The sequence below is a fragment of the Pseudomonas sp. JAI111 genome, from assembly GCF_024809425.1.
Taxonomy (GTDB): domain Bacteria; phylum Pseudomonadota; class Gammaproteobacteria; order Pseudomonadales; family Pseudomonadaceae; genus Aquipseudomonas.
Map to the genome: position 1 here is coordinate 587,569 of NZ_JANUCB010000002.1, position 12,264 is coordinate 599,832.

Annotated in this window: 12 protein-coding genes; 3 read left to right on the top strand and 9 right to left on the bottom strand. The window is 60.5% G+C overall.

From position 1 onward, the window contains the following. Window positions 1–46 precede the first annotated feature (46 nt). Complete coding sequence (locus HNR03_RS10395) at window positions 47–802, bottom strand: hypothetical protein (protein WP_259153286.1); 756 nt, start codon at window positions 800–802, stop codon at window positions 47–49. 231 nt (window positions 803–1,033) lie between these two features. On the opposite strand from HNR03_RS10395, the gene HNR03_RS10400 reads away from it, so the two are divergent. Then, entirely contained in the window at window positions 1,034–1,663 is a 630-nt protein-coding gene (locus tag HNR03_RS10400; protein ID WP_259153287.1) for a flavin reductase family protein, read from the top strand. A 1-nt stretch (window position 1,664) separates the two neighbouring features. On the opposite strand, the gene HNR03_RS10405 is transcribed toward HNR03_RS10400, so the two are convergent. Both HNR03_RS10405 and HNR03_RS10410 read right to left on the bottom strand, forming a co-directional pair. Next, window positions 1,665–1,895 carry a hypothetical protein gene (locus tag HNR03_RS10405; RefSeq protein WP_259153289.1) on the bottom strand — a complete coding sequence of 77 codons (231 nt, stop codon included), beginning with the start codon at window positions 1,893–1,895 and terminating at the stop codon, window positions 1,665–1,667. Between the two features lie 41 nt (window positions 1,896–1,936). After that, the gene (locus tag HNR03_RS10410; protein WP_259153291.1) at window positions 1,937–2,290 is read right to left on the bottom strand and encodes a putative quinol monooxygenase; all 354 of its coding nucleotides are present in this window, start codon (window positions 2,288–2,290) and stop codon (window positions 1,937–1,939) included. A gap of 335 nt (window positions 2,291–2,625) precedes the next feature. Here HNR03_RS10410 and HNR03_RS10415 point away from each other — a divergent pair, with 335 nt between their 5' ends. Further along, complete coding sequence (locus HNR03_RS10415; protein ID WP_222588212.1) at window positions 2,626–3,555, top strand: AraC family transcriptional regulator; 930 nt, start codon at window positions 2,626–2,628, stop codon at window positions 3,553–3,555. A gap of 131 nt (window positions 3,556–3,686) precedes the next feature. Here the strand turns inward: HNR03_RS10415 and HNR03_RS10420 are convergent, their stop codons facing one another. The 6 genes from HNR03_RS10420 to HNR03_RS10445 all read right to left on the bottom strand — a co-directional run bounded on the left by HNR03_RS10420 (window position 3,687) and on the right by HNR03_RS10445 (window position 11,121). Continuing rightward, the gene (locus HNR03_RS10420) at window positions 3,687–4,742 is read right to left on the bottom strand and encodes an ABC transporter ATP-binding protein (RefSeq protein ID WP_090187566.1); all 1,056 of its coding nucleotides are present in this window, start codon (window positions 4,740–4,742) and stop codon (window positions 3,687–3,689) included. An 18-nt stretch (window positions 4,743–4,760) separates the two neighbouring features. Further along, on the bottom strand, window positions 4,761–5,609 hold the full coding sequence (locus HNR03_RS10425; RefSeq protein ID WP_090187568.1) for an ABC transporter permease: 849 nt from the start codon (window positions 5,607–5,609) through the stop codon (window positions 4,761–4,763). Continuing rightward, entirely contained in the window at window positions 5,606–6,514 is a 909-nt protein-coding gene (locus HNR03_RS10430) for an ABC transporter permease (RefSeq protein WP_090187571.1), read from the bottom strand. Before HNR03_RS10430 ends, HNR03_RS10425 begins: the two co-directional genes overlap by 4 nt. A gap of 191 nt (window positions 6,515–6,705) precedes the next feature. After that, a complete protein-coding gene (locus HNR03_RS10435; protein ID WP_222588214.1) occupies window positions 6,706–7,809 on the bottom strand; it encodes an ABC transporter substrate-binding protein in 1,104 nt (367 codons plus the stop codon). Window positions 7,810–8,026: 217 nt separating this feature from the next. Then, window positions 8,027–9,475 (bottom strand): aldehyde dehydrogenase family protein, encoded by a 1,449-nt coding sequence (locus tag HNR03_RS10440; protein WP_259153293.1) that lies wholly within the window; start codon window positions 9,473–9,475, stop codon window positions 8,027–8,029. Between the two features lie 8 nt (window positions 9,476–9,483). Then, on the bottom strand, window positions 9,484–11,121 hold the full coding sequence (locus HNR03_RS10445; RefSeq protein WP_259153294.1) for a 5-guanidino-2-oxopentanoate decarboxylase: 1,638 nt from the start codon (window positions 11,119–11,121) through the stop codon (window positions 9,484–9,486). A gap of 159 nt (window positions 11,122–11,280) precedes the next feature. Between HNR03_RS10445 and HNR03_RS10450 the strand changes: the two genes are divergently transcribed. Next, window positions 11,281–12,162, top strand: coding sequence for a LysR substrate-binding domain-containing protein (locus HNR03_RS10450; RefSeq protein ID WP_259153295.1), 882 nt, complete (start codon window positions 11,281–11,283; stop codon window positions 12,160–12,162). The last annotated feature ends 102 nt before the right edge of the window (window positions 12,163–12,264 follow it).

Genomic DNA, 12,264 nt, shown 5'->3' on the forward strand with positions numbered 1-12,264 from the left:
CAGACCCTGTGGGAGCGGGCTTGCTCGCGATGGCCACGCCTCGGTATCAGGTCAACTCGGCAACTGCAGGCTTCGCGTACTTGTTCTGTGCGTAAGAAGCCCCGGCAATCATCACCACCAGAATCCCCGCCAACACCAGCGACGACCCGATGGTGCCGAAATCCAGACCACCCTTCGCATGAGGCTTGGTCAGGAAATCACCCAGCGTTGCGCCGAACGGCCGCGTCAGTACGAACGCTACCCAGAACAACACGACCGACGAAATCTTCGTGAAGTATTTGAGCAGCACCACCACCGCAATGGTCGAGCCAATAAACAGCGCGCCACCGGCAAAGCCCAAGCCAGAGTCGTCCGCCAGGTAATCGCCCAGCGCCGTGCCCAAGGTGTTGGAAAACAGAATCGCCATCCAGTAGAACATCTCACCGCGAAAGGTCTGGACCTTGGTGACGTTCAGCGAATCACCGCTCATGCGCCAGGCGGCAAATATCCCCAGCAGAATCGCGATCAGGATCATCGACCCCGTGGCGTAGCCGAGTTCAAGCGTGCGGTCCATGAAGTCCGACATGGTCGTGCCCGCCGTGCTGGTCGACAGGATCACGATCCAGTACAGCATCGGCTTGTAGGTTTTCGACAGCAACTGTGCGACCAAGGTCAGTACGAACACGCTGATCAAAATCAGCGAGCTGACGGCGTAACCGACGTTCAAGGTCATCGACAGTAAATCCCCAGCGGTTTCTCCCAGGGTCGTCGCGCAGATTTTCATCACCCAGAATGCCAAGGTGATTTGCGGAAGTTTATTCATCGAGGGTAGAACTCCATTGGTCAAATCGACCGTTTTTCACAGGTAATAGTCGGGGCGCAGACTGACGACGGCCCGGTGAAAAATAGGTAAGTGCTTTATGAAAAATCTGTCATGCACGCCAATGAGTGGAGATTGCGAGCAGGCTCGCTCCCACATTTTGATCACGTCGCTGGAAATTATCCGCTCGTCCTTGCACCATGACCGCCTATCGAGAACCCAGGAATTTGTGCCATGGCAGACGACATCCACTTCTACGAACCCGCCAACGGCCACGGCCTCCCGCACGATCCATTCAACGCCATCGTCGGCCCACGGCCCATCGGCTGGATTTCCTCCCAGGACGCCAACGGCCACCTGAACCTGGCGCCTTACAGTTTCTTCAACGCCTTTAACTACATTCCGCCGATCATCGGTTTTTCCAGCGTTGGCCGTAAGGACAGCCTGAACAACATCGAACAGACCGGCGAATTTGCCTGGAACCTGGCGACCCGGCCACTGGCCGAGCAGATGAACCAGAGCTGCGCCATGGTCCCGCCCGAGGTCAACGAGTTCGAGTTGTCGGGGCTGACGCCGGTTGCTTCGAAAATCATCCAGGTGCCGCGCGTCGCCGAAAGCCCGGTGTCCTTCGAGTGCAAGGTCACGCAGATCATTCAGTTGCAGCGAGCGGACGGAAATGTGGTGCCAAGCTGGCTGATTCTCGGCGAAGTGGTCGCCGTGCATATCGCCAAATGGCTGTTGAAGGATGGGGTGTACGACACCGCCGCGGCAGAACCGATTCTGCGCGGCGGCGGGCCAGCGGATTATTTCCAGCTGGGGCCAGAGGCGTTGTTCAAGATGTATCGCCCGGGGGCGAAGAAATAACTTACCAGAGCAAGTCGGCGTCTTCTTTGACGTCCTTGAGGCGGGTCAGCTCTTTGGCGGCAGCGAGGTCGGCCTCGTTTGCCGTTTTGAAGATTTGCCCCTCAAGCACTTTGTGAAAGCGCGGCGCACCCGAGCCACCAATGGCTTTGACGGCGATCGCGGCGTGATAACCACCCTCGCCCGGTACTACAGCGGATACAGCTTCAAAATGATCAAAGGCTTTGCGTGCCATGTCGCGAATCCTGGTTAATTGAGAGTTGCACCATTAAACCCTCAACCCGCCATTTTGTGTACCCATGACTCGGACTGGCCCTGCGCCTGGGCGGCCGACACGTCCTTGAAGGTGTGAAAATCCAGGCTGTTGACGACCAGGTCCTGCACCAACCGGGCGAAAACTTCCATGGCCGGGGTGCCGAAGTACGCGGTCATTGCCTGCTGATTCGTCCAGAAACCGGACACCAGCCACAACTGCGGATCACATTGCGAATGCTGCAGGGCAAAGCTCAGGCAGCCCGGCGCGCTGCGTGACGGCTCGATCAGGGCGCTCAAGCGCGCACCGAGTTCCGCCGAACGCCCGGCGCGGGCACGGACAAAAGCCATATGACTGACGGGGATCTGCGTAGACATGTTCAACCCTCCCAGGTAGTCCGGTTGCAGCCGTGGGACGGGCTGCGACAGGATCCAAGGTTAAACGCGCGGGTTGAAGCGCAGTTAGTCGATTCCTGCCGCCGTCTTGCACAATTCTGCGCGGCGTCTCAAACAACCTGTATCTACCTGTAAATGCGTTCATATCACCGGAACACGGCATTCAAGCAAGTTTCCCCGAAGTTATGTAGCCATAGAGGCGCCGTTTATTAACTCCGTGCAGAATCAGGCAAGGTTGAGGCAGGATGTGTCTACCGCCGGTCCTTGCACAAACTTAAGCTCAGCCCATTACCAATGCTCAGCAGAGGATGCCTTGCATGTCGTCGCTCGATCACTTTCAAGCCCCGCTGGATGCGGACATGGAGAAACAGCGAGCAGAACTGGCCGCGATCATCCGTCGCAACACGATGGAGGATGGCAATTATGCGACTGCCATCGGCTCTCTGTTCATGTCCAAACACAGCAAGTCCCATGACTTTGCCCCGGTGTTGGCGCAACCGGCATTGTGCATCATGGCGCAGGGCCGCAAAGAGGTCCGGCTGGCTGACGAATACTTCAATTACGATCCGCTGAATTATCTGGTGGTGTCCGTCTCGATGCCCTTGAGCGGACGAGTGGTGAATGTCACCTCTGAAGAGCCGATCCTCGCCGTGCGGCTGGACATCGACCCGGCAGAGATTACCGCGCTGATTGCCGACGCCGGCCCTCTCGGCGTCCCCACACGTCCCACGGGGCGCGGCTTGTATGTCGAACAGATCGACTCCGCGATGCTCGACGCCGTGCTGCGCCTGACCCGTTTGCTCGATACCCCGAAAGACATCGCCATGCTCGCGCCGCTGATTCGAAGGGAGATTCTTTATCGGCTGTTGCGCAGTCAGCAGGGCCACCGGCTCTATGAGATTGCCATCGCCAATAGCCAGAGCCATCGCATCAGCCAGGCGATCAAGTGGCTCAACGGCAACTATGAGCAACCCTTGCGCATCGATGATCTGGCGAAGGAAGTGAACCTGAGCGTGTCGACGTTGCATCACCGGTTCAAGGCGATGACGGCGATGAGCCCGCTGCAATATCAGAAGCAGCTGCGGTTGCAGGAAGCCCGGCGGTTGATGCTGGCGGAGGGGTTGGAGGCATCGGCGGCGGGGTATCGGGTGGGGTATGAAAGCCCTTCGCAATTCAGCCGTGAGTACAGCCGGTTGTTCGGCGCGCCCCCGTTGCGGGATTTGGCGCGGTTGCGGCTATCAGTCTGATCGGATTCTTGCGGTGATTTTGCCGGCGCTATCGCGAGCAAGCCCGCTCCCACAGGGTTTGGTGTACATAGATCCAATGTGGGAGCGGGCTTGCCCGCGATGGGGCCAGTAAATCCAGCCAACCTCTAGAGTCAGGCTCCGAGCACCCGGCAAGCCTCGGCCGGCAACGTCACCGACACCGGGTTGCCAATGCTCAACCCGAACCCCTGGCACGGCGTGCTCAACGCCGTAAACGACACCCCGGAACACTCCACCGTCGTTTCAATCGTCGCGCCGATATCGCGCACAAACGTCACCTTGCCCAGCAACCGGTTACCCGCCGTTGCCTGCGGGTGCGACAGTTGCAGGTCTTCAGGGCGGATCAGCATCTTCACTTTCTCACCGACCACAATGCTGCTGCAGATCGGCACTTCCAGCGCATCGCCACCAGGCAAGCCGACTTTGCCGTTGCCCAGCGCGGTGGCCGGGAAGATGTTGCCGGAGCCGATAAAGTCCGCGACAAATTCGTTGGCCGGGTGCCGGTAGATCTCAATCGGCGAACCGACTTGCTGCACCCGATGCTCGCCCAGTACCACGACGATATCGGCCATGGTCATGGCTTCACGTTGATCGTGGGTCACCATGATCGTGGTGATGTTCAGGCGCTGTTGCAGTTGACGGATTTCCACCTGCATCGACTCACGCAGCTTGGCGTCCAACGCCGACAGCGGTTCGTCCAGCAGAAGGATTTTCGGGTGGTTGGCAATCGCCCGGGCAATCGCCACGCGTTGGCGTTGACCGCCAGACAGCTTCGCCACCGGGCGATCAATCATCTCGCTCAGCTGAATCAGCTCCAGCAATTCCACCACTCGCGCCTGCTGATCAGCCTTGCTGACGCCACGCAGTTTCAGCGGATAGGCGATGTTCTCGCCCACCGTCATGTGCGGAAACAGCGCCAGGGATTGAAACACCATGCCGAAATTGCGCTGATGCGCCGGTGTGTGGCCAATGTCTTCACCGTCCAGGCGAATCTCGCCGCCGCTCAGGGTTTCAAGCCCGGCGATCATGCGCAGCAAAGTGGTTTTACCGCAGCCCGACGGGCCGAGGAAACACACCAGTTTGCCTTCCGGCAAATGCAGGTTCACATCCTTTACCGCGCAGGCCGAGCCGTAATGTTTCTCGACGTTTTCCAGAATCAGACCAGTCATTTGAATCACCTCAAGAAATCAGAACGAAACGCCGCCTTCGCCAACCAACTTTTCCAGCGCCCAAATGAGCACGAAGTCGATCAGCACGATCAGCACGGCAAACGAAAATACGGTTGGGTCGAGCGATGACACGGTGCGGCTGTACATCCAGATCGGCACGGTCATGACGTCGATGGTGTAGAGGAAATAGGTCACGGTGAATTCGTTGAACGAGACGATGAACGCAAGCAGCATGCCCGCCAGGATCCCCGACTTCATCAACGGCACCACCACATCGACGATCGCGCGCAGCGGTGAAGCGCCGAGCATTTGCGCGGCCTCCTCGACTTCGCTGCCGATGGAAAGCATGGCGGCGGTGCAGTTCTTCACCACGAACGGCAAGGCCAGAATCACATGGGCGATCACCAGCCGTGAGGTGGTGATCTGGAATGGCAGGCTGTCGAACACCAACAGCAGCGCCAGCCCCAACACCACCATCGGAAACACCAGTGGCAGCGACATCAATTGCAGCGCCACGGCTTTGCCGCGGAACTCGCAACGGGTCAGCGCGTACGCCGCTGGCACCGCCACAATCGTCGCGAAAACCATGGTCAGGCACGCCACCATCAGGCTGGTGGTCATGGCTTTGCCCAGGCTCAGCACATCGCTGGAATCGGGCGACACGAACGTGTGCCAGGCGGCTTTGTACCATTGCAGGCTGTAGCTGCTCGGCGGGAAGTCGAGGTTCGACGCACCGCTGAACGACATCACGATCATGGTCAGGATCGGCAACACCGCCAGCAGCAGGATGAAGCCCGAAAGGATGCCGGCAAACTTGCCGGTCTCGCCGGGCAGCAGCCCATAACGTTTCTTGGTCAGGGTGCTCATTGGGAAGCCTCCAGCATGCGCCGACGACGGCCAGTGATGAATTCGGACAAGGTCATGATCGCGAGCGTGGTGACAATCAACACCACACCGGCAGCGGACGCGGCGGGCCAGTTCATCAGCGGGGCGATCTGGTCGTGCACCATCACCGCCAGCATCGGCACGCGACGGCCACCGAGCAGCAAAGGCACCACGAAGCTGCTGGCGTTGTAGGCAAACACCAACGTCGCACCGGTGATGATCCCCGGCATGCTCATCGGCAACACCACTTGGCGAAACACCTGGAAGCGACTGGCGCCCAGGGTCGCAGCGGCTTCTTCATAGGTACGGGCGACGCCGCGCATGGCGCTGGCAATCGGCAGCACGGCCAATGGGAACGCGGTTTGCACCAGGCCCATCAAGACGCCGTTCTGGTTGTAGAGCAGCATGATCGGCCGCTTGATCAGGCCCAGGCCCATCAGCGCCTGATTGAGCATGCCGCCAGGACCGAGAATCACCAGCCAGCCGTAGCTTTGCAGCAACAGGTTGACCAGCAGGGGCAGCAACACGGCGGCAAGGAAAATCCGTCGCACAAACGGTGAGGTCAGGCGCGACATGGTGTAGGCCACCGGAATCGCCAGGATGACCGCGATCACTGCGCTGATCAGCGCCAGGCGCAGGGTCAGCAGCAAGGATTTGAGGTAATACGGTTCCAGCAATTGGGCATAACTGGCCAGGCTGAACCCGGTCCATTCCGCGCCTTTGGTGCCCACGCTCATGCGCAAGACCAGCAGGCTGGCGGCAATCAGCACGCCCAGAAACAGCATCGACGGCGAGAGGAAAAACCAGGCGCGCGTCGTCGGCGAAACACCCCGATTGGTGCGCGATGCAGCGGCGGCGACCGGATGAGTCAGAGGTTGGTGTTCCATAGCAAGGGTCTCGTCAATGGAAAGCAGCTGACAAAACACAAGTCTCAAAACCATCGCGAACCCTGTGGGAGCGGGCTTGCTCGCGAAAGCGAAGTGTCAGTCACATCCATGTTGGATGTACCGACGCATTCGCGAGCAAGCCCGCTCCCACATGGGGGGCAGTGTTCTAAAGACTTGCGCTCGTCACTCGATCAGGAAGAAAAGATTTCCGTGTAGCGACGAATCCATTGGTCATGCACGGTGGCCAGGAAGGCGTTGTCGTGCATGATCGCCTTCTCGGCAATCTGCTCTGGCGTGAGGATGTACGGGCTCTTGCGCGCTTCGGCGGAGATGATCGCCTTGGAGTTGACCGGGCCGTTGTAGATGTCTTCAGCCATCTTGCCCTGTACCAGCGGGTCCAGAGAGTGGTTGATGAAGGCGTACGCCATGTCGGTGTCGCCCGGTCGGTTTTTCGGCATCACCGATTGCATCAAGTCGGTGTAGAAACCTTCCTTCATGCCAAATGTTGCACTCAGGCCGTAGGCCGGGTCGCGAATCTGTTTCGGGAAGAACGCCGGTGCGTACAGGCCGCCCATGTCCAGGGAACCGGTGCGGAACAGCTCGGCGATCTGGTTCGGGTTTTCACCCAGGGTGACCACGCGACTTTTCAGCTCGGCGAGTTTCTTGAAGCCAGGCTCGATGTTGTGCTCGTCACCACCGGCCAGTTTGGCGGCGATGATGATCAGGTCCATCGCTTCGGTCCAGTTCGGCGGCGGCAGGAAGATGTTCGGCGCCAACTCCGGATCCCACAGCGACGCGTAGCTGTCCGGCGCTTCCTTGAGGGTGCGGGTGCTGTAGACCAGGCTGTTGCACCAGAGCAGGTAACCGATACCGTGGCCATTGGCGCCGGTGCGGTATTTCTCCGGCACGTCGACCAGGTTGGGAATGCGGTTGAGATCGGGTTTTTCCAGCAGGTTGGCCGCCGCCAGGCCTTCGGCGCCGACGCCAGCCAAAGTGATGACGTCGTACTGCGGACGATCACCGCCAGCCTTGAGCTTGGCGACCATTTCCGAGGTGCTGCCGGTGCGGTCAGCGATGACCTTGCAGCCGTATTTGTCTTCGAAGGTCGCGGCAATGTTGCGCAGTGCCGCGAGGCCGGTGTCATCGGACCAGGTCAGCAACCGCAGGGTTTTGCCCTGAAAGCGCGTGTCGCTGGCATTGGCCTTGATGAACGGCATGCTCATGGCCGCCGCTGCGACCGAGGCTACGCCTACGGTCTTGATGAATTGACGTCTGTTTAGATCATGCTCGCCCATGAAGGACTCCCTTTGTTTTTTTAAGTATGAGGTTGGTCGCAACCGTTGCATCCGCGCGATCGGATCCGCTTAAACCCCCGGTTTCAAAGGGCTTGAGCTGAGCCGACCGCTTCATCCTGAGGTCGTGCAAAACACCTGACTATCGATAAAAATTCATTGAAGCCATGACGCCAACGCATGCCTCGTATGGAGGCATGCGCTCACCTTTTTCGTGCCATCAGACGGCGCGAATCACGTGTTTGATTTCCTGGAAAGCCTGCAAGCCCCACGGCCCCAATTCGCGGCCGATGCTGCTCTGCTTGTAGCCACCCCAGGCGGTCTGCGGGAAGATCACTTGCGGTGCGTTGATCCACACCAGCCCCGCCTGCAAAGCATTGGCGACCCGATCCGCCGCCTCGGCGTCACGGGTCACCACGCTGGCGACCAGACCGAACTGGCTGTCGTTGGCCAGGGCAATCGCCTCGGCTTCGCTGGCAAAACTGCGCACGCAGATCACCGGGCCGAAAATCTCTTCACACCACAACGCACTGCCCTGGGGCACGTCGGTGAAAATTGTCGGCTGCAAAAAATATCCGCGCGGCAGGTTTGCGGGGCGATTGCCGCCGCACACCAGCGTCGCGCCGGCGCTCAAACCACGATCGATGTGACCGAGTACACGCTGGTATTGGGCCTGATTGACCAGCGCGCCCATTTCCACGTCCGGGTCGAACGGGTCTGCGACGCGAATGGCTTCAGCGCGGTTTTTCAGCTTCGATAAAAATTCATCCGCCAGTTCATCAGCAACCAACACGCGGCTGGTGGCGGAGCACATTTGCCCGGCGTTGAAGAACCCGCCGCCGCTGGCCACGTCCACGGCCAGATCGAGGTCGGCATCCTTGAGCACCAGCAGCGAGGATTTACCGCCCAGTTCCAGGCTCACGCCTTTGACGGTTTCAGCCGCGCGCTGCATGACCTGTACGCCGACCGCATTGCTGCCGGTGAAGGAAATCTTGGCGATGCGCGGGTCCGCCGACATCGGCGCACCGACCGCCAGGCCCGTGCCGCAGACCAGGTTGAACACGCCCTTGGGCAGACCGGCCTCGGCGATGATGGTCGCCAGTTGCAGCTCGGGTAACGGCGTCACTTCCGACGGTTTGAGGACCACGCAGCAACCGGCAGCCAGGGCCGGGGCGAGTTTCCACGCCGTGGTGACCATCGGGAAATTCCACGGCACGATCAGGCCGACCACGCCGCACGGTTCACGACGCACGCGAGCGCTGAAGTCGTCGGTAGGCAGCTCGACGTTGCTGTCTTGTTTGGCATCGAGTCCTTCGGCCAGACCGGCGTAATACTCGAAGGTCGCGATCACGTCATCGACGTCGATGGCGGCTTCGAACAGCGGCTTGCCGTTGTTGCTCGACTGCAAGTTCATCAGTTGTTCGCGGCCGGCCTGAACGCCAGCGGCAATCTTGCGCAGGATCGCGCCACGCTCGGCGCCGGTGGTTTTCGACCAATCGGCAAAGGCGTCCGTCGCGGCCGTGACGGCGAGTTCGACAGAGCGCTCATCGCCGCCATTGACGGTGGTCAGCAGGGCTTCGGTCGCCGGGTTGATCACGCGAAGGTGTTCGCTGCCCGCCGACCATTGGCCGTTGATGTACAGGCCGTCGAGGGCCGTTGGGAACGTCATGCGCAAAGTCATTTCGACACCGCCTTCATCCACTGGGTCTGATCGATTTCAATCAGGGTCGGGCCCTGACGATCAGCGGCGTGGCGCAATGCGCTGCGCAGTTTCTCGACAGTGTTGACCGCTTCGGCTGCACAGCCCAGCGCCTTGGCGACACCAATGAAGTCCGGGGTGTAGATGTCCACGCCCACCGGCTCGATGGCGCGGTTGACCATGTATTTCTTGATCTCTTCGTAACCCTGGTTATTCCACAGCAACACGATCACTGGGGTGCGCGCTTCAACGGCGCTGGCCAGCTCCGGCAAGGTGAATTGCAGGCCGCCGTCACCGATCAGGCACACCACTGGAGGACGCGAACCGCCCTCGACGCTGCCACCGAGCCAGGCACCAATCGCTGCCGGCAAGGCATAACCGAGGGTGCCGTAACCGGTGGAGGAGTTGAACCAGCGACGCGGGCGTTCCGGGTTGAAAGTCAGGTTGCCGGTGTAAACCGGTTGGGTCGAGTCACCGACGAAGACCGCGTCTGGCAGTTCGTGCAGCACGGTTTCCAGGAAACGGGTCTGGGCCAAAGTCGGGGCATCCCACGTGGCGGCGAGGTCTTCGCGCAGACGGGCGGCGCGAACCTGGCCCCAATCGTTGCGGCGCTCGGCCAGCGAGTGATGGGACAGCTCGCTCAGCAAGGCCTGGGCGGCGTTGCGCGAGTCCGCCACCAGGGCGACTTTCGGCGGGTAGTTGCGCACGGTCTGGTCCGGGTCGATGTCCACCCGCAGCAGCACGCCAGGAATCTCGAAGCCGCCAGCGAAGGTCACGTCGTAATCGGTCTCGGCAAGTTCAGTGCCGATGGCCAGCACCACGTCGGCCTCGGCTACCAAGGCACGCGTTGCGACCAGGCTTTGGGTCGAGCCGATCAGCAATGGGTGGCCGGATTCGAGCATGCCTTTGGCATTGATGGTCAGGGCCACTGGCGCATCCAGCAGCTCGGCCAGTTCAGTCAGCTCGGCGGCGGCGTCGATAGCGCCACCACCGGCCAGAATCAATGGACGCTTGGCGCCGGCCAGCAACTCGGTCATGCGGGCAACGGCGCTCGGCGCGGCACCGGCACGGTCGATGTTCACCGGAAGGCTGGCGAGCAAGTCATCGGCTTCTTCGACCAGCACGTCCAACGGAATTTCGATGTGCACCGGGCGCGGACGACCGGCCTGGAACAGCGCAAACGCGCGGGCCAGCACGCCCGGCAATTCAGCCGCCGACATCAGGGTGTGGGAGAACGCCGCCACGCCGCCAACCAGGGCGCTCTGGTTCGGCAGCTCGTGCAGCTTGCCGCGACCGCCACCCAACTGGCTGCGCGATTGCACGCTGGAGATCACCAGCATCGGGATCGAGTCGGCGTAAGCCTGGCCCATCGCGGTGGTGATGTTGGTCATGCCAGGGCCGGTAATGATGAAGCACACGCCCGGTTTGCCGCTGGTGCGTGCATAACCGTCGGCCATGAAACCAGCGCCCTGTTCGTGACGCGGAGTGACGTGGTTGATACTCGAACGGGCCAGGCCGCGATACAGCTCCACGGTATGCACCCCGGGAATGCCGAACACCTGCTCGACCCCGTAATCTTCGAGTAACTTGACCAATACTTCGCCGCACGTCGCCATGTCATTGCCCTTTTTGTTCGTTTGAGACGCCGGGCCTGCGCAGTGTTTATGATGAGTTGGCAGGTCCAGGGATGGCCTCATTGGAACGGGCGACACATAGCCGCAACAATGGATAAAAAGTCATACTAGCCATGTCCTTACGTCATACCTTGGATCCAAATGAAACGATTGCCTCCCTTGCCGGCGCTGCACACTTTTCTGATCACCGCGCAGTGCTGCAACTTCACCCGCGCCGCCGAACAGCTCTACATCACCCAAGGCGCAGTGAGTCGGCAGATCGCCGGGCTGGAAGAAAACCTGGGTTATGAGCTGTTCATTCGCCAGGCCAGGGGCCTGACCCTGACCGCCGAAGGACGCGAATGGCTACCACGGGTGCAGCAGATTTTCGGGCTGATCGACGAGGCGGTGGAGCAGATCGGCGAGAAGCGCGAAACCCTGCAACTCAAAGCGCCGACTTGCGTGATGCGCTGGCTGCTGCCGCGCCTGTTGCAGTGGCAACGGGAGCGTCCGGACGTGCCGGTGGAATTGACCACCACGGTCAAGCACGGCGTGGACTTTCATCGCGAGCAGTTCGATGCGGCGGTGGTGTATGGCGTGCCGCCGGACACCTCACTGGACTCCCATCGGCTGTTTGATGAACAACTGACGCCGGTCTGTTCCAAACCACTGCTCGAAGGTCCGGTGCCGCTGCAAACGCCCGAAGATCTGGAACAGCACATGCTGCTGCACCCGACTCGCGATGAGCGGGACTGGAAGGCCTGGCTGGCCAGCGCAAATGTTCGCTTGAGCAATGTCGGCAAGGGTCAGCATTTTGAAACGCTGGACCTGGCGATGTCGATGGCGTCCCAGGGGACGGGCGTGGCCATTGGGGACTGGTCGTTGATTGGCGATGACCTGAGCGCCGGGCGGCTGGTCATGCCGTTTGAATTGAAAGTAAAAACGGGGTTGGCGTATTACCTGGTATTCCCCGACAAGCCTGGACCTTCGCCGAAATTGCGCGAATTAATGGGATGGTTGGTGGAGCAGGCTCAGGCGCGGTGATGATCGTTCCCACGCTCCGCGTGGGAATGCCTCAAGGGACGCTCCGCGTCCAGTGACGCGGAGCGTCACGGGCTGCATTCCCACGCAGAGCGTGGGAACGAT